We start from the raw sequence: 21,744 nt of genomic DNA on the forward strand, positions 1-21,744 counted from the left end.
CCGACCGGCGATAGGTTGGACGCATGACTGATCCACGTGGAACCTCCCCCCTGACCGCCCTCGTCAACGGCTATGTCGTCCCCGTCGCCTCTGCCCCCGTCGAGCGCGGGACCGTCCTGCTGCGCGGCGGCACGATCGTCGCCGTGGGTGCTGATGTCGAGATCCCGGCCGACGCGACCGTCGTCGACGTCGAGGGCAAGTGGGTGCTGCCCGGTTTTGTCGAGTCGCACGGGCACGTGGGCATCGACGAAGAGGGCAACGGCCCGATCGGCAACGACGTCAACGAGATGACCCGCCCGACCACGCCCGGTGTCCGGGCGATCGACGCCGTGAACATCGACGACGAGGGCTTCCGGGACGCGCTGTCCGGCGGCATCACCTCGGTCGTCGTCAAGCCAGGCTCGGGCAACGTCATCGGCGGGCAGACCGTCGCGATCAAGACGTGGGGCGGGCGCACGATCGACGAGCAGGTCATCAGCGAGTCGGTGAGCGTGAAGTCCGCGCTCGGCGAGAACCCCAAGCGCGTCTACGGCGAGAAGAAGCAGATGCCGTCGACCCGTCTGGGCGTCGCGTTCGTCCTCCGCGAGGCCTTCGCCAAGGCGCAGCACTACGCGGCCTCGCGGGTCGCTGCAGAGAAGAAGGGTGAGCCCTTCGCCCGTGACCTCGACCTCGAGGTCCTCGCCCGCGTCCTCGACGGCGAGCTCGCCTGGGACCAGCACGTGCACCGCCACGACGACATCGCGACGGCGATCCGCCTCGCCGACGAGTTCGGCTACCGCCTGGTCATCAACCACGGGACCGAGGGGCACAAGCTCGCCGACGTCCTGGCCGAGCGCGACATCCCGGTGATCTACGGGCCGATGCTCACCAACCGCAGCAAGGTCGAGCTCCGCGACCGCGCGATCACCAACCTCGTCGCCCTCGCCAAGGCCGGTGTCCGCGTCGCGATCACGACCGACCACCCGGTGATCCCCATCAACCTGCTCGTCACCCAGGCGACGCTCGCGGTGCGTGACGGGCTCCCGCGCGAGACCGCCCTCGAGGCGCTCACCACCAACCCCGCGTCCTTCCTCGGGCTGGGAGGCCGCATCGGCGCCCTCGCCGAAGGGCTCGACGCCGACGTCGTCGTGTGGTCGGGCGACCCGCTCGACTCCATGTCACGGGCTGAGCGCGTGTTCATCGACGGCCGAGAGGTCTACACCTGGGACGCCGAGGCAGGCGTCGGTCGTGCTGTCGAGCGACTCGGCCGCCGCGCAGGCTGAGACTGTCGGAGGGTCGTCGGAGACTGGCTGGCATGGAAGCACACCTGCCGTCCGCTCAGACGGCGCGGCTGCGGCTCGAGCCGCTCGCGCCGTCTGACTCAGGCGACCTCTTCAGCGTCTACAGCGACCCGCGCACCTGGGTGCACCTGCCCTCGGGCCGGCTCACGCGGGTCGAGCAGGCTCGCGAGCGGGTCGAGCGGTCTGCCCGGGACGTGGAGCGGCACGGGCTGGGTATGTGGGCGGTCCGGGTCAGCGCCGAGGGTGCGGACGCCATGCTCCCGGCCGGGACCTTCATCGGTTCTGGAGGCGTGGGGTACGCGGCGGAGGCTGAGGTCTGGAACCTCGGCTACAGGCTGGACCCGGCGGCGTGGGGCCGAGGCTTCGCCTCCGAGATCGCCCGGGCTGCCGTGGCTGCTGCTGCCGACGTGACACCGCAGGTCCCCGTGACCGCCCGCGTGCTCTCGAACAACCCGGCCTCGGTCGCGGTGCTCGAGAAGATCGGTCTCACCCTCGTCTGGGAGGGGCAGCGAGCCGGTGCGGTGCCGGAGCGTGACGGCGCTGATCCACCCACCCGGAGGATCTACGCGGACCGTGGCCTCACGCCAGCGGCGATGCGCTGGCTCGTCGACCACGCCTAGGCGCCGTCTCGCGCCTCCAGCTCAGGTCGTGCCGACTCGGAGGTGGTCCGAGCCGCGCCCGCCAGCGACCGAGCGGGCACGCGAAGCCTGAGCCCGTGCGCGTCGGGCAGGATGGAGCGATGACTGCTGACGCCCCGCCGACTCCCGGACCGCTGCGCCTCCCCGAGCTCGTCGGAGCGCGTGTGCGGCTCCGTGGCTGGCGGTCGACGGATGCCCACGCGGTCCGCGAGGCGTCCTACGACCCGCTCATCCCGGTCATCACCTCGGTGCCCACGGTCGACAGCGAGGAGGAGGCCCTCGCCTTCGTCGAGCGGCAGCAGGACCGGCTCCGCGACCAGGTGGGCTACCCCTTCGCTGTCGCCGACGCCGACGACCGCGCCGTCGGCTTCATCATCCTGCAGCTCCGGACCGCGGTGGGTGCCCGCGGCAGCATCGGCTACTGGACCTGCCCGTCGCAGCGGCGGCGCGGGTACGCGGCCGAGGCCCTCCAGGTCCTCACGGCCTGGGCCCGGGACCTGCCCGACCTCGACAGGCTCGAGCTGTACGTCGAGCCGTGGAACGAGGGGTCGTGGCGTGCCGCCGAGTCCGCGGGCTACGAGCGCGAGGGGCTGCTCCGTGCCTGGGAGCGGGTGGGCGGCGAGCCTCGAGACATGTACATGTACGCGCAGCTGACCGCCGGGTCCTCGGCCCGCGGCGAACACAGGCCCTCCTGACGCCCGAGCGCTGGCCGCGCGCGGCCCGGCGCTGCGAGACTGGGGCTGGCCGTCGCGGTGACCGACGCGCGGCCAGGACGAGAGCGAGGACGGTTCGATGACGCACAGCACGCAGCCCGACGACAGCACGCAGGACGCCCCGGCGGAGGGCCCGACGTCTGGCGGCGCGCACTGGACGAGCCTGCGGGTGCGGCTGGTCGCCGACGACTCCCTCATCCGGGCCGAGGTCGGCCCTGCGGACCTGACCTACGACGAGGCGCACGCGCTCGTCCAGGCCGAGCTGGACGTCCTCCCCGGCGCCGAGGTGCTCGCTGAGCAGTGGCGTGACGTCGCGGTCGGCGAGGCCGTCTACACGCCGACGTCGGAGGGGATGGCGCTCTGGGCGCTCGTCGAGCACGACGGCGACCCTGTGCCCGCCGCGGACGTCTGGCTCGAGGAGTACGCCGAGCGGATCCGCGCGACAGGGATGCCCGTGCAGGTCGCGCGCGTCGTCGAGGCGCCGGAAGAGCTCTGACTCGCGTCTGCGCTGTGAAGCCTCAGGCGTCGGTGCTGACCGTCGCGACCTGGGCGCTGGAGCGGCAGGCCGTGAGATAGCTCAAGAACGACGCCTGCAACCCGGTCACGTGCGTCTCGTGCAGCACCTCGCTCGAGATGGCGTCTGCCAGACCCTTGCCGTGCAGCTGGTCGAGGACCGAGAGCACGGTGCGCGCGAGGCGTCGGTAGATCGGCAGGTGCCCGAAGATCTCGACCTCGTTGAGCGTGACGTGCAGCCGGGGGACCGTGGAGCCCGGGCTGCGGTCCGGGAGGGCGTCCAGCATCGTGAACACCTCGCTCTCCGTGCTCGCGACACCGGGGGTCCCCGCCCCGAAGGTCGCGAAGGGGGTCCCGCCCCGCAGCCAGGCGTACAGCGCGAAGAGGCCGCCGTAGGAGTAGCCGAAGAGCCCGTGCCCCGACTCGCTCACCCGGAGCTCCGACTGCAGCCGCGGGTGGAGCTCCTCGGTCAGGAAGTCGAGGAAGACGTCCGCGCGGGTGTCGGCCAGCATCGCCAGATAGGCGTCCGCGTGCTCGGCAGTCATCGCCCCCGTCTCCCGGGCCGAGGCGACGGCGGCGACCATCTCCTCGCTCACAGGCTCTCCGGGCGGTACCAGGTCGCGGTTGCGGAGCTGCGCCCAGTCCGCCGCCTCGTCGCCGGCAAAACCGACGGACACCTGGACGTACGGCTCGACCGTCAAGAACGGGTCCGCCTGCGTGACGATCAGAGGCACCGTGAGCCCGACGCTCCAGTTGCCGTCGACCACGTAGACCAGCGGCAGCGGCTCTGTGGACTCGGCGTAGCCGGGCGGGGTGGTCACCCAGACGCCGTACTGGTTGCCGGACCGTGCCGTGGTCTCGAAGTAGGTGGTGTCGGGCAAGCAGCCGTGCAGGATCTCGCTCATCAGGCGTCCTCGTCTCGCGGGTTGTCGAACAACAACAGGTGTCGTGGTTAATCTACGACAGGTGCCGTGGTTCGTCTACCATCGTCTGCATGGCACGCAACGACGGACGACGCTCTGCCCTCGCCGACGCGGGGATCCGCGTCCTGGCAGACGAGGGGGGCCGTGGGCTCACCCACCGCGCTGTCGACGCGGCGGCCGGGGTCCCGCGGGGGACGGCCTCCAACTTCTTCCCGACGCGCGACGACCTCGTCGCCGCGCTGGTCGACCGCATCGAAGAACGGCTCGCCCCTGACCCCGACGCCGTCACTCGCCTCAGCCAGGGCGCGCTCGACCGCGCGGCCTTCGCCGAGCACCTGCGTGACCTCGTCCGGCGGCTCAGCGCGACGCCGCACCTCGCCCTCGCCCTGTTCGAGCTCCGGCTCGAGGCGGCGAGGCGGCCGAGCGTGGCCGCGTCGCTCGGCGCGTGGAGGCGGCGCGACTTCGAGGCCGACGTCGCCTTCAGCGCGAGCGCGGGGCTGCCGGCAGGACGGGTCGAGCTGGCGCTGTTCCACTACGCCATCGACGGGCTCATGCTCGACCGTCTGACGGCGCCCATGGACGAGAGCCTGTCGATCGAGACTGTCGTCGACGAGTACGTCGAGCGGATCCTGCGCTGACCCGGGTCATGGTCCGACGCTGACCGGTTCACAGCGGAGCGTACGATCGTACCTATGAGCATCATCGAACCCGGCGACGACCGCACCATGTACCAGCGCATGCTGGACGGCGACCTCTACATCGCGGACGACCCGCAGATCGGCGAGAGCGTCGCGAAGACGCAGGACCTCCAGCAGGCCTACAACGCGACCACGGCGCGTCAGGGGCCGCTGCGCAAGCTGATCCTCGACGACCTCCTCGGCTCCGTCGGCGCAGACACCGAGTTCCGCCCGCCGATCTACGTCGACCTCGGCACCAACATCACCGTGGGCGCGCGGTGCTTCACCAACTTCAACCTCACGGCCCTCGACGTCGCCCCGATCACCATCGGCGACGACGTGCTCATCGGCCCGAACGTCCAGCTCCTCACGCCGACGCACCCCGTCGAGCCCGGTCCGCGCCGTGACAAGTGGGAGGCTGCGAAGCCCATCACGATCCACGACAACGTGTGGCTCGGCGGTGGGGTCATCGTGTGCCCGGGTGTGACGATCGGGGAGAACTCGGTCGTCGGCGCCGGGTCTGTGGTGACCAAGGACGTCCCGGCGAACGTGGTCGTCGTCGGCAACCCGGCCCGGGTGATCCGCGAGATCTGAGCGGTCCCGCGCCGCTTCCGCCTAGTCCGAGGTGCTCCGCCGGACGAAGGTCAGGTGCACCACGCCGCTCGGGGACGGCGTCGCCTCGATGCCGAAGCGCTTCTCGAGCCCTTCGAGCCCGTCCCAGAGCCGTTCGCCCCGGCCGAGGACGACAGGTGCGACGACCACGTGCATCTCGTCGACCAGGTCGGCCGCGAGGAACTGCCGGATCGTGGTGGCACCGCCGCCGAGCCTGACGTCGAGGTCTCCCGCGAGGTCCCGGGCCTGCGCGAGGGCCTCGGCAGGCTCGGCGTCGACGAAGTAGAACGTCGTCCCGCCCTCCATCTCGAGCGGCGGGCGCGGTCGGTGGGTCAGGACGAGGACAGGGGTGTGGAAGGGCGGGTTCTCGCCCCACCAGCCCCGCCACTCCTCGTCGGTCGGCGCGCCCTCGACGGGCTCGAACTTGTTGCGGCCCATGATCTCGACGCCGATGCCGTCCGCCCACCGGCTCGCGAAGGCCTCGTCGACACCGACCGACCCCGCGCCGTCGCCGTGCAGCCCCATCCGCCGGAAGGTCCGGGTGGGGAAGGCCCACGCCATCAGCCTGGAGCCGGCGTGCCCGAAGGGCGTGTCGAGCGACTGCCCCTCGCCCGTGCCGAAGCCGTCGAGGGACACCGTGAAGTTGTGGACTCGGACGAGGGCCATGCTGCCTCCAGGTCGACGGTCAGACGTCCGCAGGCGGGCGCAGGTGCGCAGGTGCCCTGCGTGCCCGCGCTGGCTGGGCGTCGGTCTGCCGACTGTATCGCCGGGCGACTGCACCGTCGAGCAGCTCCGCGCTCAGGTCGTCCGGTCTGGACGGACGACCCACCACAGCAGGGCGAGGGCAGCCGCGGTGATCGAGGCGCCGAGCCCGGCGCCGATCGCTGCGTCGGAGAGCAGGTGCTCGGCGCCGTCTCCGGCGTCGCGGAGCAGGAGGACGGCGCCGACCATGGCGGCCATGGCCGAGGAGGCGAGGACGGCTGCCACGCGGAGGAACCGCGCACGGCGTGCGGTGTCTGTCGAGACGAGCCAGGTCTCGCGGCGGCGCCAGGCGGCGACGGCGATCACCGTCAGGCCGAACGCTGTGCTCAGGTGCTGGAGCAGGCGAGCCCAGGTGAGCGACCCGAACGCCTCCGTGCGCATCCAGGCCACGTTCTCCACGAACCACCCGTCGCTGTGGGTGAAGGAGTCCCAGGCCACGTGGCTCAGGACCCCGATCGCCAGAGAGGCGCCGACCCAGAGCCACCACGCCGCCTTGGACGTCCTCGCTGCGCTCTGTGGGGCCGGGGTCGTCGGCAGGGCCCACAGCCCCGGCCGGACACAGACGGCGAGCCCGAGGAAGAGGACGAGCGCCAGGGGCATCGCGACCGAGAGGATCCCTGGCCAGCTGTGCGTCGTGGTGGCGTTGAGGAAGGGTTCCCACCAGGACTGTGCGCTGACCGGGATGGGTAGCGACCGCAGGAAGTACGGCATGTCCGGTGCGAGGGCTCCAGCCACGAGGGCCGTGGGCACGAGCGGGCCGCGCATGAGCGGGACGACGGCCGCCGGGTGGGCGAAGGTCAACGGCATGGTGCACCTCGTGGCACGAGCAGGGAGATGACGCCGCAGACGTGCAGGCTGCAGTGCCCGCGCGGCGTCGCGGCAACGATAGAGCCCTGCTCGGTGCGACGGCGTCCACCCCCAGGGGGAGAGCCGTCTGCTGCTCAGGTGCTGGTCAGGGCCCCGGACGGGCCCGAGGGGTCTGGGCCGTGACGCCTGGTCTGTGACCTGACTCACGCACCTCCCGCGAGGTAGGACGCGCGCCTGAAAGTCCAGCGCTCGCGAGCATGATCATCCCCACGCCCTCGTGGGGGTGCTCCGGGGCGCGGGAGCGGATAAGTTCTCAGGGCTGCCCTGTGCCGGTCCTTCGGACTGTGCCACCGCTCGCACCGCGAGCCGGACTACGGCGCACCCTCTGCTCATCCGTCGCTCTGACGTCGACGGCCCTTCGTCTCCACCCTCCGCGACGTCGCGACCGCAGCCGAGCGCTGCGTGCCGTGCGCCCACCCCGAACGGAACACATGTCTTCGCACACCCCTCGCAGAGACTGGATCGTGCTCGCCATCGTGGCGCTCGTCCAGCTCGTCGTCGTCCTCGACGGCACCATCGTCACCATCGCCCTGCCCCAGGCCCAGACGGACCTCGGCCTCTCGGACGGCGAGCGCTCGTGGGTCGTGACGGCCTACGCCCTCGCCTTCGGCGGTCTGCTGCTGCTCGGCGGGCGCCTGGTCAACTACCTCGGCCTCAAGAAGGCCTTCATGATCGGGATCGTCGGCTTCGCGATCGCCTCCGGCTTCGGCGGCGTCGTGCAGAACGGCACCGAGCTGATCATCGCCCGCGGTCTCCAGGGCGTCTTCGCGGCGCTCCTCGCGCCGGCTGCCCTCGCGATCCTCACGATCACCTTCACCTCGGGGCGCGAGCGCAACATCGCCTTCGCGGTCTTCGGGACCGTCGCGGGTGTCGGTGCCGCTGTCGGCCTGCTGCTCGGCGGCCTGCTCACCGAGTACGCGACCTGGCGCTGGTGCCTGCTCATCAACGTGCCGATCGCCGTGGTGATCGTCGTGGCCGGCTCGACCTCGCTGCGCCACTCCCCGCCGGACCGTGAGAACCCCATCGACGGCTGGGGCGCGCTGCTCGTCGTCCTGGGCCTCGGCGCTGTCGTCTTCGGTCTGACCGAGGCCGAGAAGAGCTGGACCTCGCCCCAGGTGATCGTCTCGCTGGTCCTCGGTGTGCTCCTCGTCGCGGCCTTCGTCGTCACCCAGGCCCGCCGTGCCCACCCGCTGCTGCCGCTGCGCGTCGTCACGCACCGCGTGCGCGGCACGGCCTTCGCGATCCAGGCGATCGCCGGTGCCGTGATGATCGGCTCGATGCTCTACCTGACGCTGCACCTGCAGATCGTGCTGGGCATGAAGCCCTTCGAGGCGGGTCTGGCGACCCTGCCGCAGACCGTGCTCATCATGGTCGTCGCCGGTGTCGGCTCGCGATACCTCGAGGCCATCGGCCCCAAGCCCTTCCTCGTGCTCGGCCCGGTCCTCACCGCGGCTGGTCTGCTCTGGCTCTCCTTCATCACCGCGGGCGGCAGCTACGCCACGCACGTCCTGCCGGGTCTCGCCCTCACGGGTATCGGCATGGGCATGGTGTTCCTGCCGCTGCAGAACGTCGCGCTGCGCGGCGTGAGCCCGCAGGACGCCGGTGTCGCCGGTGCGCTCTCGACGGCGTCGATGCAGATCGGCGGTTCTGTCGGCCTGGCCGTCTGGACGACCGTCGCCGCAGGTGCGACCGGCAGCGCCATGACCATCGACGCGATGGTCGACGGCTACGGCGCGGTGTTCCTCGGCAGCGCGCTGCTCATGCTCGTGGGCGGGATCGTCGCGCTGCTCGCGCTGCCCCAGCACGACCGTGCGGCTGTCGCCGCCGAGGAGAAGGTCATGGTCCCGACGGGGCACTGACGTCTCTGGCCGGGCTGACGGCTCTGGCGTCACCTGGAGCGCTGAGCGCACCAGGAGTGCTGATGCTCTGAGGTGGCGGACGCAGGATCGCGAGAGGGCAGGTGCCGTGCGCACCTGCCCTCTCGTCGTGCGTCCTGACGAGCGGACGGCGTCCTCAGGTCGTCTGCCGTGCCAGGCTCGCCAGCCCGCGGTCGACGAGGGAGACCATCCACGCGAAGCTCTCGTCGACGTCGGTGTCCAGCTGGAATCCGCCCGAGCCCTCGATGTCCGCGAAGCCGTGCAGCGCGCTGCGCAGCAGGCGCAGCGCGTGGATCTCCTGCGCGGGGTCGATCTCGTAGCCGTGGAGGACCGCGGCGAGGGAGGCGAGCAACCGGGTGCTGGCTGCGACGAAGGGGTCCTCGGGGTCGGTCGACCGCGCGCTGTTGGCTGCGTCGTAGCGTCCGGGGTGCTCGCGGGCGAAGGTCCTCATGGCGTTCGCTGCCGCGGCGAGGGCGTCGGTGCCCGAGCGGCCCTGGGTCGCGTCGCGGACGGCGTCGGCCACCTCGTCTGCGCCGAGGACGGCGATCCTGTGGAGCAGGTCGGCCTGGCCGCTCACGTGCTTGTAGAGCGAGGGTGTCTTGACGCCGAGCCGCTCGGCGAGCAGACCCATGCTGAGCCCGGCGAGTCCCACCTCGTCGGCGAGCACAGCGCCGGCCTCGGTCACCGAGGCCGGGGTCAGGGTCGCCCTAGCCACGGGTCAGCGTCCTGGCGAGGAACGGGAGCGTGAGTGCGAGGACCTCGTCGGGGGTCTCGGTGTGGGGGTAGTGGCCGGCGCCCTCGATCACGGCGAGCTCGCTGAGGCCCTCGGGCAGGTCGGCGAGGATGCGCTCGCCCTCGGCGCGCGGGTCGGTCCAGTCGGGGTCGGCGCTGCCCTCGACCACGAGCACCGGGCAGCGGACGTTCGCGAGCTGCGCGCCGGCGTCGACAGGGGAGGTCTGGCACATCTTCTGGAGCACCTTCATGCGACCAGCCTCGCTCATCGTCGCGACGGTTCGGGCCAGCTCGGCGTCCCAGTCGGCGGGCTTGGTCGGGACGGCGAGGTCGAGGTACCGCGTCCAGGCGGGCAGGCTGCCTGTCGCGAGCACCTGGGCGAGCCGGGTGGAGCCCTTGCGGTAGCGGGGGGAGCGCAGCAGACCGGAGACGTCGAGCATCGGCTGCTTGCGGGTGAAGGGCGCGAGCTCGACCACGCCGACGACGAGCTCGGGTGCTGTCGCGGCGGCGATGGTCGCCGCCCCGCCGCTGATCGACTGGCCGACGACCACGGCGGGCCCGCCGAGGTGGCGGATCAGCGCGACGAGGTCGCCGGCGATGTCGGTGCGGCTGTAGCCGTCCCACTCGACGCTCGACTCGCCGCAGCCGCGGATGTCGACGTTCGCGACCCTGTACCCGGCGGCGACGAGCCCGGGGACGAGGAACCTGTAGGACCGCCGGGTGTCGCCCATGCCGTGGGCGAGGACGACGAGCGGTCCCTCGCCCACGAGGTCGTAGGCGAGGGTGCTGGTGCCGATGCTCAGGTGCTGGGTCATGACGTCCTCCGGACAGTGGCTAATGCTCTTAGCCTGAGGCTAATGGTGTTAGCCGGTGACGTCAACCCCTGTGGTGCATCAGGCCGCAGCGTCGACGTCCACGACCCAGGTCACGCCGAACCTGTCGGTGAGCATGCCGAAGCCCGCGCTCCAGGCCGACGCCGCGAAGGGCTCGACGACCGTGGCGCCGTCGGAGAGGGCCTCCCAGCGGCGGGCGGTCTCGTCGAAGGACGTGCCGCGCACGGACAGGAAGAAGGGGCTGTCGGTCACGGTCGTGCCGTTCTCACGCCGGGTCGTGCTCGCGACGGCCTCGGTCTGGCCCGGGACGTCGTAGGCCATCACGCTGAAGCCGTCGTCCGAGCGGAGCTGGCCGAACACTACCTTCGCGGTGTCGGGAAGGCCGGCGGGCATCCCCAGGTCGCCGTAGGTGGTCGTCTGCACCTGGCCTCCGAACACCGACTGGTAGAAGTCCAGCGCAGCGCGTGCCGTGCCGGGGAGGTTGAGGTGGGTCGTGGTCGTGAAGGTCATCGGGTGTCCTCTGGTTCGAGCCTGGAGAGCGGGCGGAGCGCCGCACGGGAGAGACCCTGCCCGGGGTAGAGGACAGATCGTGTCCGCTGCCTGCGGGAGGATGAGACCTATGACCGGACCGTCCTCCCGCATGCTCACGCTGCTGTCCCTGCTCCAGGCCCGCCGGGACTGGCCTGGGGGTGCACTGGCCGGGCGGCTCGGGGTGACTACCCGCACGGTCCGGCGCGACGTCGACAGGCTCCGCGAGCTCGGCTACCAGATCAGCGCCGTGAAGGGCCCGGACGGGGGCTACAGGCTCGCGGCGGGCTCCGAGCTGCCCCCGCTGCTGTTCGACGACGAGCAGGCCGTCGCCCTGGCTGTCGCGCTCCAGCACGCGCCGTCGAGCGGCGTCGACATCGACGAGGCCGCGGCACGGGCGCTCGCGACGGTCCGGCAGGTCATGCCCTCACGGCTGCGGCACCGGGTCGACGGGGTCCAGTTCTCCGGGGCCAGGGCTGGCGTCGGGAACCGCGTGCTGGTCGACCCCGGTGTGCTCGAGGCCGTGAGCGAGGCGGTCCGGCTGCGCAGGGTGCTGCGCTTCGACTACCAGTCCGGCGGGAGCGAGCCCGGTACCGGGAGAGAGACCGGTGCCCAGAGCAGGACCGGTGCTGGGAGGGGAACAGGCGGGAGCCAGACACTCCCGGACCCGGCGCGACGGGCCGAGCCCCACGGCCTCGTCGCCCGTGCCGGCCTCTGGTACCTCGTGGCCTACGACCTCGACCGCGACGACTGGCGGATCTTCCGCCTCGACAGGCTGGCACCCCGCACCCCGGCCGGGGCGGTCTTCGCCCCGCGCCCCGTCCCGACCGGCGCCCCTGTCACCTTCCTCGCTGCCCGCGCGAAGGGTGCGACGGAGGCCGACCTGTGGCCGTGCGTCGGCCAGGTCGAGATCGACCTCCCGGCAGCCGAGGTGCTGCCGTGGGCGCGGGACTGGCAGGTCGAGCCCGTCTCCGCGCAGGGATGCCGGGTCACCGCCGGGTCGTGGTCGTGGCACGGGCTGCTCGCCGACCTCCTCCGCCTCGACGCACCCTTCCGTGTCGTCGGACCGGCTGCCCTCGCCGACGAGGCCGAGGCCGTCGCGGGACGGCTCAGTCGCGCGGCGGCGCCGTGAGCTCTTCGGCGTAGGCCGTGACCGACCGCCCGTACTCGGGGAGCGTCGGCGCGAGGGCGAGCAGCGCCACCCGGAGAGCCTCGTCGGGTCGTCCGGCGTCGCGCAGCGCGAGCGCCAGGAAGGCCTGCGGTGCTGCGCCCAGGCTCGGCTCGTCGACCGTCCGCAAGAGGTCGACGGCGGCCTCAGGCTCGCCGACGTTGCGCAACGAGCTCGCCAGCTGTACCACCGCGCGCGGGGCACGGTCGCCGCTCAGCCCGCGGTCGAGCGCCGCCCTGTAGAGCGGGACGGCCTCGGTCTCGAGACCGAGGAAGTCGTGCACAGACGCCCACTCGTAGAGGGCGTCGGGGTCTTCTGCGCCGCGCTCGGCGACCAGCTCGCGCATGGCGTCGAGCGCCTGCTCGGGGTGCTCGTCGTCCGCTGCTGCCCAGTACTCGTCGACCCGCTGGTCCCAGGAGATGTCCATCAGACCATCTTCGCAGCGCAGCGCAGCGCAGCGCGGCCGGCTGCGGCGCACGCTGCTGACCCGGCGTCGTGCCTACGGTGCGCGAGCGGACCGTCCGAGCGCGGCTCCCTCAGACGAGCGGGTTGAGCCGCTGGAACAGCACGTGGTCCTCCCAGCGCCCCGCGATCTTCAGGTAGCCCGGCGCGAGGCCGTACTGCTCGAAACCGGCTCGGCCGAGCACCCCCTGCGACGCGGAGTTCGAGCGCAGCGTGCCTGCCTCCACCCTGTGCAGGCCCATCTCGTCGAAGGCGACGTGGACGGCGGCCTCGACAGCCTCGGTCGCGAGCCCCTGGCCTGTCCGGTCCTCGGAGAGCCAGTACCCCATGCTGCACGAGAGGAACGGCCCGCGGACGATCCCGCTGAGGGTCAGGCGACCGGCGACCTCACCGTCGCGGTCGAGCACGACCAGCGGGAGGGACTCGCCGCGCTCGTGCCGCTCGAGGGCTGTCGTGATGTCGGCGCGCTGGCTGGCCACCGTGAAGTACGTGTCCTCGCGGACAGGTTCCCAGGGTGCCAGGAAGGCGCGGTTGCGCGTCTGGAGCTCGGCGATCACGGTGGCATCTTCGGTGGTCACGAGGCGGGTGCGAGAGGACATGCCTGCGAGGGTGCCACCTGTGGGCGGAGAACTCCGCCGTCTCCGGCGCGACGCGCCCAGGACGATCTCAGCGGGGCTCGAGCAGCCACCTGTCCACGGTCACGCGGACCAGCACCCTGGCCCCGTCCGTCGCAGGGTCAGCGGCGTCCCACCCGTACTTCGTGGCGAGCGCACCGACGACGTCAGGCCGGGCGCCGACGTCGACGAGCTCGGCCGTCCCCTGCCCGACCAGCCCGCCGTCGGGCTCGGTCCCGGCGATCGCGACGCTGACCCGCGGGTCCCTGCGCAGCAGGCTCGCCTTGCGGGATCCCGTCGTGATGGACAGCCAGAGGTCGCCCTCTTCGCGGACGAACCACACAGGGGTCGTGTGGGGAGGACCGTCGGGCCGGTTGGCCGACAACCACAGGTGGAGGGACTGGTCGAGGAGGTCGTCTCTGTGCACAGACCTAGTCTCCCCGACCTGCACCGCCCGGAGGGGTGTGGTGGACTCGGAGGATGAACACGACACCACGCACTGTCCTGTCCATCGCCGTCCTGGGCACAGGCCTCGTCCTCGCCGGGTGCTCGTCCGACTCGGACGGAGACACCGCGACGACAGCCTCGCCAGCCGCCGAACCGGCCACCACCTCGGCCGAGACCTCCGAGCCAGCCGCCCCGGAGACGGCGACCACCGACCCCGCCGAGAGCACCGACGACGGTGCGCTCATGGACGGCACCCAGCCCGTGGACATCCAGTCCTACGCTGGGACCTACGTCGCGCCCACGGTCGAGGGCGGCGTCGCGCTCGTGCCGGACCCCGCGGCCAACGAGGTGCCCGCACAGTGGGTCGTCACGCCGCTCCCGTCGGGCGGCACGGGCTACCAGATCGTCACTGTCGCCGAGACCGACGGTGAGCCCAGCTGCCTCGCAGTCGCGATGGACGCAGACCCGTCGCTCGCGAGCTGTGACGAGCAGGACCCCGACCAGGTCTTCGTGGTCTCGCCGCTCGACAGCCCCGAGCAGGTGGCACTGACCACCGCGGCCGGGTACCTCGGCGTCGACACCGAGAGCGGCAACCTCGCCGTCTACGACACCGGTGACCAGCTGAGCAGCACCTTCACTCTCGTCCCGCAGGGGTAGCCTCGGGCTTTCGTGGCAAGCTGGACGCCGGATCACGGTGAAAGGTCGAGGCTAGACGCCTGTCGGCCACCCGTGCTACCGTCTCGGACATCACGATCAGCCCGCTGCCGCAAGGCGCGGGCTGATTTTCTTTCTGCAGGAGAAGCGCACCGTGGAGTACACGAAGAGGTGGCTGTCCCTCGAGGCGCAGGTAGAGCGGTTGGCGCAGCGCGGCTTGGAAGTCGATGACCCGGCGCGTGCGGTCGGGCTGCTGCAGTCGATCGGCTACTACCGTGTGACCGGCTACCTGTACCCGTTCCTCGAGTCCGACGAGTATGTCGACGGCGAGGGCCACACGAAGACCCGCGTGCTGGACAAGTACCGGCCGGGCACCGAGCTGCACCACGCCGAGTCGATCATCGACTTCGATCGGCAGCTGCGCTTGCTGGTCATGGACGGTGTGGAGCGCATCGAGGTGGCGGTGCGGATGCGCACCGGTTACGTACTGGGGCGAGCCTCGGCGTTTGCGCACGAGGACCCCGCTTGCTTTGACGACTCGTTCACCAGGGCGAACACTGACAGTCGCGATCCGCAGCCCAGCAAGCAGGTGGCGTGGCTCGAGCGGGTCAAGGCGCGTCGGGAAAGCTCCGACGAGCAGTTCGTCGTCCACTTCCGCGAGAAGTACGACGATCACATGCCGGTGTGGGCGCTGACCGAACTGCTAGAGCTGGGACACCTGTCCAACCTCTATCGAGGGATGCTCCAGAAGGATGCCGAGGAAGTCGCTCTGGCCTTCGGCGTCCCGAAGAAGAAGATGATGATCAGCTGGCTCGCCAGCCTGAACTACGTGCGGAATGCCGCGGCGCACCATGCTCGACTCTTCAACCGGAAGCTCCAGAACGCACCTTCGCGGCCAGCGGCGGGGAGCGTCCCGCTCCTCGACCACCTCCGTGCGCCAGGTGCTCCCAAGGAGGATTTCGGCACCTATAACGCCTTGGCGATCATCGCCTACATGCTGCGATCAATCGAAGCGGAGCGATCCTGGGCGCTACGCCTGGCCGGGCTGCTCCGCACCTTTCCGACGTCGCACGCACTCTCGATCCAGTCGATCGGCGTACCGCAGGGATGGGAGACGCTCGAACTCTGGCGAGAGTGAGGATCGAGCACATGCTGAGTCTCGGAATGTCGGCGAGACGCCGGATTGGTGCCCGAGATCTAGAAGGCCAGGGGATCGGTGCTTACGGAGAGCGGCAACCTCGCCGTCGACGACACGGGCGACCAGCTGATCAGCACCTTCACGCTCGTTGCGCAGGGCTAAGGACTCAAGCCGCCTAGGCTGGTCCTGTGACTTCTGACCCTCGCCCGTCGACCGTCCCCGTGTCGTGGCGCGCCACGCTCGCCGCCGCAGCAGTCGCCCTCGTCCTCTGCGCGAGCATCCTCCTGGCCCCGCACGCCCAGGCTGCTGACGCGCTCGCCTCGACCTCCGACGGCGGCGCCGAGCTGTCCGGCGGGTACGCCTGGTTGGCCGCGGCGGCATTCGTCCTGCTGATCGTCGGGTCGGTCGGGCGCATCATCGGCATGCGGATGCTCTACAAGAACCGGAAGGCGCGGAAGGACCGCGAGACCGACGGTCTCTGAGCCCTCCTCGGATCACCTCCCGCTGCTCGCTGGAAGACGAGGACGAGCGTCGCCGCGGGCGGACCAGCCCGCCCGCCTCGCGTCATGCCGACCCGGCGAGCAGCTTTCGGATCCGCTTCTCGCTGACGGGTCCGTCGGTGCCGAGCTGCTGGGCGAAGAGCGAGACGCGCAGCTCTTCGATCATCCACCGGGCCTGGCTCAGCTCGGCAGCACGGGCCGGGTCCGGACGCCCTGCTGCGTAGGCGGCTCGGGCTGCGTCGTAGGCCTCTTCGACGTCGTGCACCTTCCACGCGAGCTCCGCGTCGCGGTTCGGGTTGCTCGCCGCCTTCTCGAGCCTGTACGACGCCGCCCGCAGATACCTGGCGAGGTGCGGCAGACGGTCCGGCGGTGTCGCAGCCACAAAACCGTCGTAGACGAGCCCGGCCACGTGGTCCCGGACGTCGGCGAGGGTGTTGAGCAGCGCGAGCGAGCTCGACGACCTGATCTCGCCGTCGACGGTCCGCGCCGCGGTGAGCGCCGCGACGACGTGCCCGACGACCGTGTAGATCTCCTCTTCGAGCGCCTTCTTCACGGCTGCGCGGGTCGCCGTGTACGTCGCGAGGTCGCGGATCTGACCGGCCTCTGGCGTGAGGTGCTGGACGGCGGCGAGCTGGAGGTCGGCGACGAGCGCGCCGGTGTTCTTGTACGGGCTCGCGGCGAGGGTCAGCGACTGGGTCCCCGACCACCGCGACGTCACTCGCGACTGCTGGAGGGCTGTCTCGCCGAGGATCAGCCTGCGGACCCCGCGCGTGTGCTCGGCCTGCTGGCGTGACGCGTCGGCGAGCACCCTCAGCGCGACAGTGGTCGTCGCGCCCGAGCGCTCTTCGACGAGGGCGGGGTACCCGCGCACGACCATGCCACCCGGGCCGGGCGTGTCGACCTGGGACGGGAGCACCCCGTCGGGCAGGGCCGACGGCCAGGTGGCGAGCGAGGCGACCTCGGCGACCGTGACCCCTGTCGGGGCGTCGGGCGTCGCTGTCCGCGGCGCTGCTGCAGGCGCGGGAACCCCTGCCCCGCCGGGGACGTCCCCGGCAGCGCTCGAACCCTTCGCCGCTGCGGCGGCCTCTTGCTGCGCCTCGCGCAGCGCAGTGCCGACCGCGCTCTTGACCGCCGAGCGCACCGCCGCCTGCGACTGCGCGGCGAGCCGGCGCTGGAGCGCGACGAGGTCCTTGGACTCGTCGAGCACCACCTGCCCGCGCGGTCCGGAGCCGCTGCCGCGCTCTTCGAACACCCGGAAGGTCATCCGCAGGTGGCCGGGGAGCTTCTCGCGGTCCCAGGCGTCGTCCGGCACGTCGACGTCGCGCAGCGCCTTGACCGCCCGGCTGAAGGCCTGCTCGTAGGACTCGGCCATGTCACCGGCACGCGTGATGTCACCCCACGAGGGGGTGTTGGCCCGGATCCACGCGACGACACCGCGGGCGACGTCTGGGGCGGGGACGAGCTGGACCCGGATCGGCTTGGGCAGCGCGCGGATCGTCGCGGTCGTCAGCTCGTCGAGCAGACCGGGGACCATCCAGTCGAAACCGTCGGGCACCACGCGGTTGAGCACCGAGATCGGGATGTGCACGGTGACACCGTCGGCGTCCGTGCCGGGCTGGAACTGGTAGGTCAGCGGGAGCGTGAGGTCGCCCTGGACCCACTCCTGCGGGAAGTCCTCGGCCGAGACCTCGACTCCCTCGGGGACGAGCAGGTCGAGGGTGAAGGTCAGCAGCTCGGGGTCGTCGCGGCGCGCGGACTTCCACCACTGGTCGAAGTGCCGTGCCGAGACGACCGAGGCGGGCACGCGCTCGTCGTAGAAGGCGAAGAGCGCGTCGTCGTCGACCACGAGACCACGCTGGCGCGAGCGGGCCTCGAGCTCGGCGGCCTCGTCGAGCAGGCGGCGGTTGTCGGCGTAGAAGGTGTGGTGGGTGGTCCACTCGCCCTGGACGAGGGCGTGGCGGATGAACAGCTCGCGGGCCTGCTCCGGGTCGACCTTGGAGAACAGCACCTTGCGGTCGGCGACGATCGGCACGCCGTAGAGCAGCACCTTCTCGATCGCCTGCGCAGCACCCTGCTTGCTCGACCAGTGCGGCTCGGAGTACGTGCGTTTGACCAGGTGCGCGGCGAGCTCTTCGGCCCACTCGGGCTGGATCTTCGCGACGTCGCGGCCCCACAGGCGCGAGGTCTCGACGAGCTCGCCGGCCATCACCCAGACCGGCGGCTTCTTGGCGAGGCCCGATCCCGGGAAGATCGCGAAGCGGGCACCGCGTGCACCGAGATATTCGTTCCGCGCGAACTTCTTGGCCCGGCGGTCTGCCGCGGTCTCCCGGCCCTTGACGGCCGAGGCCTTGACCTCGGTGGCCTCCTGCATGCCGATCTGCGAGAGCAGCCCGGCGAGCAGCGACTGGTGGATCGTGTCGCCGTCCCACGTCTGGCGCAGGTCGAGCTCGGACACCGCGTCATCGAGCCTGGACGCGACGGTGCTGCCCTGCGCGCTGCCCTGCGTATCGGGTCCGACAGTCCCGCCGGCTCCGCCCGAGCGGCGACCCGGTGCGTTCATGACGATGCCGAGCGGCTTGGACATCTCGCGCAGCTGCCCCACGACGTCCTGCCACTCCCGGATCCGCAGGAAGTTGAGGAACTCCGCCCGGCACAGCCTGCGGAAGGCCGACGACGACAGGTCGCGCTGCTGACCTCGCACGTACTCCCAGAGGTTGAGGTACGTGAGGAAGTCAGAGGTCGGGTCCGTGAAGCGGGCGTGCTGCTGGTCGGCCTGCGCGCGCTGCTCGGTCGGACGCTCGCGCGGGTCCTGGATCGACAGCGCCGCCGCGATGATCATCACCTCGCGGGCTGCGCCGCGGCGCCCGCCCTCGACGATCATCCGGGCCAGGCGCGGGTCCATCGGCAGCTGGGCGATGGCCCGGCCGGTCTCGGTGAGACGCGTGCCGCCACCGGCGCCGAGGGCGTCGCGGTCCGACCGGGCCGGCTGCTCGGTCGAGAGGTCGCTCGACGAGCCGTCAGCGCCAGCGAGGGTGTCGGTGCCCTCGGAGGAGGGGCCGGCGGTCCGTGTCTGGCTCGCCTCGGACCGGGCTCCGCGCCTCTCGGGCTTGCGGGTCTCGAGCGCACCCAGCTCGGTGAGCAGCTGGACGCCGTCGCGGATGGCCCGGGTGTCGGGAGGCTCGACGAAGGGGAACTTCGCCACGTCGTCGGGGGTGCGGACCACGCCGACGGAGATCATCTGCAGCAGCACGGAGGCGAGGGACGTGCGCAGGATCTCGGGTTCGGTGAACTCCGGGCGCGAGAGGAAGTCGTCCTCGGAGTAGAGGCGGATCGCGATGCCGTCGGCGACACGGCCGCAGCGACCCGATCGCTGGTTGGCCGAGGCCTGCGCGATCGGCTCGATCGGCAGGCGCTGCACCTTGGTCGCCTTGGAGTAGCGCGAGATGCGGGCTGTGCCGGGATCGACGACGTACCGGATGCCCGGGACCGTCAACGAGGTCTCGGCGACGTTGGTCGAGAGCACGACACGACGGCCCGGGTGCGCCTGGAACACGCGGTGCTGCTCGGTGGCCGAGAGGCGGGCGTAGAGCGGCATGATCTCGACGTGGTCGGGGCGTCGGGCGTCGTTGACGCGCGGACCCAGGTGGCTCGCGAGGGCGTCCTGGGCGTCGAGGATCTCGCGCTCGCCCGAGAGGAACACGAGGATGTCGCCTGGACCGGCCGCGCACAGCTCGTCGACGGCCTCGCAGATGCCCGTCATGAGGTCGCGCTCGACGCCCTTCTTGGCGGAGGAGTCCTCGGGGGTCAGCGGGCGGTAACGGATCTCGACGGGGAAGGTGCGGCCGGTGACCGAGACGACGGGGGCCATGGGGACGTCGTCGACGGTCTCGCTGGCTGACTGCTGCGAGGCCTGACCTGCTCCAGCGCGCTGGGACGCGGACGGGCGGTAGCCGTCGACCGTCGCGTCCTCGTCCGCGGTGCTCGCGGTCTGCGGAGCCGTCGAGCCGGTGGCCTCCGAGGCGCTGACGACAGCCGGCGCACCCGCGGCGTCGCGCGGCGCGAAGTGCCGGGCGAACCTCTCGGAGTCGATCGTCGCCGACGTGATGATGACCTTGAGGTCCGGGCGCTGCGGCAGCAGCTGCGTGAGGTACCCGAGGATGAAGTCGATGTTGAGGGAGCGCTCGTGCGCCTCGTCGATGATGAGCGTGTCGTAGGCGAGCAGCTGCGGGTCGCGCTGGATCTGCGCGAGCAGGATGCCGTCGGTCATGACCTTGACGAGGGTGTTCTCCGACGACGTGTCGGTGAACCGCACCTGGTAGCCGACGATCTCCCCGAGAGGCGTCCCGATCTCCTCGGCGATGCGCTCGGCGACCGTGCGCGCCGCGATGCGGCGGGGCTGGGTGTGGCCGATCTGCCCGGCGCGGCCGCGGCCGAGCTCGAGGGCGATCTTCGGCAGCTGCGTGGTCTTGCCCGACCCGGTCTCACCCGCGACGATGACGACCTGGTTGTCGCGGATCGCAGCGGCGATGTCTTCCCGGCGGGCCGAGACGGGCAGCTGCTCGGGGAAGGTGATCGGGGGAAGCTCGACCGCCGTGCGGGCCGCGGCAGCGCGGGCGAGCTTGCCGTGGTCGACGCGCGGCGTGCCGCCGCGGCGGCCGGAGCCCTTGCCGCGGCCCTCCTTCGCGCCCTGTGCCCGTGTGCCCTGTGCCTTCGTGCCCTGTGCGATCGCGCCCTGTGCCGGTTCGCCGCGACCGGTCGGGCTGGCAGACGTCTCGTCGTGAGGTGTCGACGAGGTCCCTCGACCGCGTCCACCACGCCGGCGTCGACCGCCGTCGCGGCGCGCGGGCGCACCGGAGGGAGCGTCCTGCGGGTCTGGGGAGTTCGGTGCCGTGCTCACAACCCACCATCCTCCCAGGCACTGCCAACTCTTTTCGCCCGAGAGCCGTGGACAGCCCCCGAGAGGTCCCGTCCATGTGGCACGACCCACCCCCGCCGGACCGCGAGGTCGGACAGGCACGCCAGAACCAGACCCGGAGGGCGGTGTTCTGGCGTGTCTGTACGACCTGGGTGCAGCGGGTGCGACCTGGTGCGGGTCGGGTCAGTCCCGGCTGAGCTGGAGCGGCGCGAAGAACGCCAGGCTCACCGCGAGGAGGCCGCCGCCGAAGAGCAGGAACTCGAGGTCGGGCGTCGTGAAGGCGAGCGCCATCAGGTACATGCCGAGCAGGAACAGGGCGAGGGTGACGACGAAGGTGATGCCACGCATGGGGGGTCCTCCAAGACTGAGATTCTGCTGGCAACGGTAGCAGGATGTGACGTCCTGTCAGGGGTCATGGTCTGCGGCAGCAGTCATGGTCCGGCCAGGCCGGCTGGCGAGCCAGGGTCTGGTCAGAGGCCCAGCGTCTTCTTGTACGAGAGCGCGAAGGAGGTGACGCCGCCGCCGAGGCTGTCGATGCACACGCGACGCCTGTCGAGCCCACCGACGGCAGGGCACGTGCCATCCATCGCGCGCAGCTCGTCGAGGACGGCCTCAGGCTGGTCGGAGGCGTCGAGGTGGACCTCGAGCCAGCAGCCGCCCGACGCGCACCAGACGCTGCTCTCGTCCACGACCACCCCGTCGGGAAGGTCGACCTGGTCGGCCGACGGGACCGCAGACTCGTCGATCTCCACGAGCACGAGGGGCACCACCACGACGAGGCCGAGGATCACGACGACCGTGCTGACGGCACCCAGGACCGCTCTGCTGACCGCTCTACGTCCTCGCACGCTGCCCCCGAACGCCTCGTCACCGCGCTGACCTGCAGGTCTC

23 protein-coding genes are annotated in these 21,744 nt (G+C 71.4%); 11 read left to right on the forward strand and 12 right to left on the reverse strand.

From position 1 onward, the window contains the following. Positions 1-23 precede the first annotated feature (23 nt). The 4 genes from SANBI_RS00425 (at position 24) to SANBI_RS00440 (ending at position 3,127) form a co-directional block, all read left to right on the forward strand. Positions 24-1,262, forward strand: coding sequence for an amidohydrolase (locus SANBI_RS00425; protein WP_319157904.1), 1,239 nt, complete (start codon positions 24-26; stop codon positions 1,260-1,262). A 32-nt stretch (positions 1,263-1,294) separates the two neighbouring features. Further along, complete coding sequence (locus SANBI_RS00430) at positions 1,295-1,900, forward strand: GNAT family N-acetyltransferase (RefSeq protein WP_319157906.1); 606 nt, start codon at positions 1,295-1,297, stop codon at positions 1,898-1,900. Positions 1,901-2,019: 119 nt separating this feature from the next. Then, positions 2,020-2,613 carry a GNAT family N-acetyltransferase gene (locus SANBI_RS00435; RefSeq protein ID WP_319157908.1) on the forward strand — a complete coding sequence of 198 codons (594 nt, stop codon included), beginning with the start codon at positions 2,020-2,022 and terminating at the stop codon, positions 2,611-2,613. Positions 2,614-2,710: 97 nt separating this feature from the next. Further along, positions 2,711-3,127, forward strand: a complete 417-nt coding sequence (locus tag SANBI_RS00440) for a hypothetical protein (protein ID WP_319157910.1) — start codon at positions 2,711-2,713, stop codon at positions 3,125-3,127. Positions 3,128-3,149: 22 nt separating this feature from the next. Here the strand turns inward: SANBI_RS00440 and SANBI_RS00445 are convergent, their stop codons facing one another. Further along, positions 3,150-4,049: an alpha/beta hydrolase gene (locus SANBI_RS00445; protein ID WP_319157911.1), complete on the reverse strand. Its 900-nt coding sequence runs from the start codon at positions 4,047-4,049 to the stop codon at positions 3,150-3,152. 89 nt (positions 4,050-4,138) lie between these two features. Here SANBI_RS00445 and SANBI_RS00450 point away from each other — a divergent pair, with 89 nt between their 5' ends. Together SANBI_RS00450 and SANBI_RS00455 are read left to right on the forward strand one after the other, a co-directional pair. Then, positions 4,139-4,705, forward strand: a complete 567-nt coding sequence (locus tag SANBI_RS00450) for a TetR/AcrR family transcriptional regulator (protein WP_319157912.1) — start codon at positions 4,139-4,141, stop codon at positions 4,703-4,705. A 54-nt stretch (positions 4,706-4,759) separates the two neighbouring features. Next, positions 4,760-5,338: a sugar O-acetyltransferase gene (locus SANBI_RS00455; protein WP_319157914.1), complete on the forward strand. Its 579-nt coding sequence runs from the start codon at positions 4,760-4,762 to the stop codon at positions 5,336-5,338. Between the two features lie 21 nt (positions 5,339-5,359). Here SANBI_RS00455 and SANBI_RS00460 read toward each other — a convergent pair whose 3' ends face one another. Both SANBI_RS00460 and SANBI_RS00465 read right to left on the reverse strand, forming a co-directional pair. Then, positions 5,360-6,022: a dihydrofolate reductase family protein gene (locus tag SANBI_RS00460; RefSeq protein WP_319157916.1), complete on the reverse strand. Its 663-nt coding sequence runs from the start codon at positions 6,020-6,022 to the stop codon at positions 5,360-5,362. A 132-nt stretch (positions 6,023-6,154) separates the two neighbouring features. After that, the gene (locus tag SANBI_RS00465) at positions 6,155-6,925 is read right to left on the reverse strand and encodes a DUF4184 family protein (protein ID WP_319157918.1); all 771 of its coding nucleotides are present in this window, start codon (positions 6,923-6,925) and stop codon (positions 6,155-6,157) included. Between the two features lie 524 nt (positions 6,926-7,449). On the opposite strand from SANBI_RS00465, the gene SANBI_RS00470 reads away from it, so the two are divergent. Next, positions 7,450-8,844: an MFS transporter gene (locus SANBI_RS00470; protein ID WP_319157920.1), complete on the forward strand. Its 1,395-nt coding sequence runs from the start codon at positions 7,450-7,452 to the stop codon at positions 8,842-8,844. Between the two features lie 154 nt (positions 8,845-8,998). Here SANBI_RS00470 and SANBI_RS00475 read toward each other — a convergent pair whose 3' ends face one another. The 3 genes from SANBI_RS00475 to SANBI_RS00485 form a co-directional block, all read right to left on the reverse strand. Continuing rightward, positions 8,999-9,577, reverse strand: coding sequence for a TetR/AcrR family transcriptional regulator (locus tag SANBI_RS00475; RefSeq protein ID WP_319157922.1), 579 nt, complete (start codon positions 9,575-9,577; stop codon positions 8,999-9,001). After that, positions 9,570-10,409 carry an alpha/beta fold hydrolase gene (locus tag SANBI_RS00480; protein ID WP_319157924.1) on the reverse strand — a complete coding sequence of 280 codons (840 nt, stop codon included), beginning with the start codon at positions 10,407-10,409 and terminating at the stop codon, positions 9,570-9,572. The genes SANBI_RS00475 and SANBI_RS00480 overlap by 8 nt, the downstream gene beginning before the upstream one ends. A gap of 78 nt (positions 10,410-10,487) precedes the next feature. After that, positions 10,488-10,937: a VOC family protein gene (locus tag SANBI_RS00485; RefSeq protein WP_319157926.1), complete on the reverse strand. Its 450-nt coding sequence runs from the start codon at positions 10,935-10,937 to the stop codon at positions 10,488-10,490. A 109-nt stretch (positions 10,938-11,046) separates the two neighbouring features. Here SANBI_RS00485 and SANBI_RS00490 point away from each other — a divergent pair, with 109 nt between their 5' ends. Continuing rightward, entirely contained in the window at positions 11,047-12,087 is a 1,041-nt protein-coding gene (locus SANBI_RS00490; protein ID WP_319157928.1) for a helix-turn-helix transcriptional regulator, read from the forward strand. Here SANBI_RS00490 and SANBI_RS00495 read toward each other — a convergent pair. From SANBI_RS00495 to SANBI_RS00505, 3 genes are all read right to left on the reverse strand, one after another. Then, positions 12,065-12,550, reverse strand: a complete 486-nt coding sequence (locus SANBI_RS00495) for a tetratricopeptide repeat protein (protein ID WP_056134954.1) — start codon at positions 12,548-12,550, stop codon at positions 12,065-12,067. The genes SANBI_RS00490 and SANBI_RS00495 overlap by 23 nt on opposite strands. Positions 12,551-12,659: 109 nt before the next feature. Beyond that, positions 12,660-13,184: a GNAT family N-acetyltransferase gene (locus SANBI_RS00500; RefSeq protein ID WP_319157930.1), complete on the reverse strand. Its 525-nt coding sequence runs from the start codon at positions 13,182-13,184 to the stop codon at positions 12,660-12,662. 67 nt (positions 13,185-13,251) lie between these two features. Beyond that, entirely contained in the window at positions 13,252-13,626 is a 375-nt protein-coding gene (locus SANBI_RS00505) for a pyridoxamine 5'-phosphate oxidase family protein (protein WP_319157932.1), read from the reverse strand. A gap of 53 nt (positions 13,627-13,679) precedes the next feature. Between SANBI_RS00505 and SANBI_RS00510 the strand changes: the two genes are divergently transcribed. The 3 genes from SANBI_RS00510 (at position 13,680) to SANBI_RS00520 (ending at position 15,920) form a co-directional block, all read left to right on the forward strand. After that, a complete protein-coding gene (locus SANBI_RS00510) occupies positions 13,680-14,303 on the forward strand; it encodes a hypothetical protein (RefSeq protein ID WP_319157934.1) in 624 nt (207 codons plus the stop codon). 151 nt (positions 14,304-14,454) lie between these two features. Next, the gene (locus SANBI_RS00515) at positions 14,455-15,438 is read left to right on the forward strand and encodes an Abi family protein (protein ID WP_319157936.1); all 984 of its coding nucleotides are present in this window, start codon (positions 14,455-14,457) and stop codon (positions 15,436-15,438) included. A 188-nt stretch (positions 15,439-15,626) separates the two neighbouring features. Continuing rightward, positions 15,627-15,920, forward strand: coding sequence for a hypothetical protein (locus SANBI_RS00520; RefSeq protein WP_319157938.1), 294 nt, complete (start codon positions 15,627-15,629; stop codon positions 15,918-15,920). An 82-nt stretch (positions 15,921-16,002) separates the two neighbouring features. Here SANBI_RS00520 and SANBI_RS00525 read toward each other — a convergent pair whose 3' ends face one another. The 3 genes from SANBI_RS00525 to SANBI_RS00535 all read right to left on the reverse strand — a co-directional run bounded on the left by SANBI_RS00525 (position 16,003) and on the right by SANBI_RS00535 (position 21,701). Further along, the gene (locus SANBI_RS00525; RefSeq protein WP_319157940.1) at positions 16,003-20,835 is read right to left on the reverse strand and encodes a DUF3418 domain-containing protein; all 4,833 of its coding nucleotides are present in this window, start codon (positions 20,833-20,835) and stop codon (positions 16,003-16,005) included. 201 nt (positions 20,836-21,036) lie between these two features. Then, positions 21,037-21,201: a hypothetical protein gene (locus SANBI_RS00530; protein WP_179912050.1), complete on the reverse strand. Its 165-nt coding sequence runs from the start codon at positions 21,199-21,201 to the stop codon at positions 21,037-21,039. Positions 21,202-21,323: 122 nt separating this feature from the next. Beyond that, positions 21,324-21,701, reverse strand: a complete 378-nt coding sequence (locus SANBI_RS00535) for a hypothetical protein (RefSeq protein ID WP_319157942.1) — start codon at positions 21,699-21,701, stop codon at positions 21,324-21,326. Positions 21,702-21,744 lie beyond the last annotated feature (43 nt).

The sequence above is a fragment of the Sanguibacter biliveldensis genome (assembly GCF_033798665.1).
Classification (GTDB): domain Bacteria; phylum Actinomycetota; class Actinomycetes; order Actinomycetales; family Cellulomonadaceae; genus Sanguibacter; species Sanguibacter inulinus.

Coding starts and splice junctions, on each gene's coding strand:
- SANBI_RS00425 (WP_319157904.1), top strand. CDS start 24: ATGACTGATCCACGTGGAACCTCCCCCCTGACCGCCCTCGTCAACGGC.
- SANBI_RS00430 (WP_319157906.1), top strand. CDS start 1,295: ATGGAAGCACACCTGCCGTCCGCTCAGACGGCGCGGCTGCGGCTCGAG.
- SANBI_RS00435 (WP_319157908.1), top strand. CDS start 2,020: ATGACTGCTGACGCCCCGCCGACTCCCGGACCGCTGCGCCTCCCCGAG.
- SANBI_RS00440 (WP_319157910.1), top strand. CDS start 2,711: ATGACGCACAGCACGCAGCCCGACGACAGCACGCAGGACGCCCCGGCG.
- SANBI_RS00445 (WP_319157911.1), bottom strand. CDS start 4,049: ATGAGCGAGATCCTGCACGGCTGCTTGCCCGACACCACCTACTTCGAG.
- SANBI_RS00450 (WP_319157912.1), top strand. CDS start 4,139: ATGGCACGCAACGACGGACGACGCTCTGCCCTCGCCGACGCGGGGATC.
- SANBI_RS00455 (WP_319157914.1), top strand. CDS start 4,760: ATGAGCATCATCGAACCCGGCGACGACCGCACCATGTACCAGCGCATG.
- SANBI_RS00460 (WP_319157916.1), bottom strand. CDS start 6,022: ATGGCCCTCGTCCGAGTCCACAACTTCACGGTGTCCCTCGACGGCTTC.
- SANBI_RS00465 (WP_319157918.1), bottom strand. CDS start 6,925: ATGCCGTTGACCTTCGCCCACCCGGCGGCCGTCGTCCCGCTCATGCGC.
- SANBI_RS00480 (WP_319157924.1), bottom strand. CDS start 10,409: ATGACCCAGCACCTGAGCATCGGCACCAGCACCCTCGCCTACGACCTC.
- SANBI_RS00485 (WP_319157926.1), bottom strand. CDS start 10,937: ATGACCTTCACGACCACGACCCACCTCAACCTCCCCGGCACGGCACGC.
- SANBI_RS00490 (WP_319157928.1), top strand. CDS start 11,047: ATGACCGGACCGTCCTCCCGCATGCTCACGCTGCTGTCCCTGCTCCAG.
- SANBI_RS00495 (WP_056134954.1), bottom strand. CDS start 12,550: ATGGACATCTCCTGGGACCAGCGGGTCGACGAGTACTGGGCAGCAGCG.
- SANBI_RS00500 (WP_319157930.1), bottom strand. CDS start 13,184: ATGTCCTCTCGCACCCGCCTCGTGACCACCGAAGATGCCACCGTGATC.
- SANBI_RS00510 (WP_319157934.1), top strand. CDS start 13,680: ATGAACACGACACCACGCACTGTCCTGTCCATCGCCGTCCTGGGCACA.
- SANBI_RS00530 (WP_179912050.1), bottom strand. CDS start 21,201: ATGCGTGGCATCACCTTCGTCGTCACCCTCGCCCTGTTCCTGCTCGGC.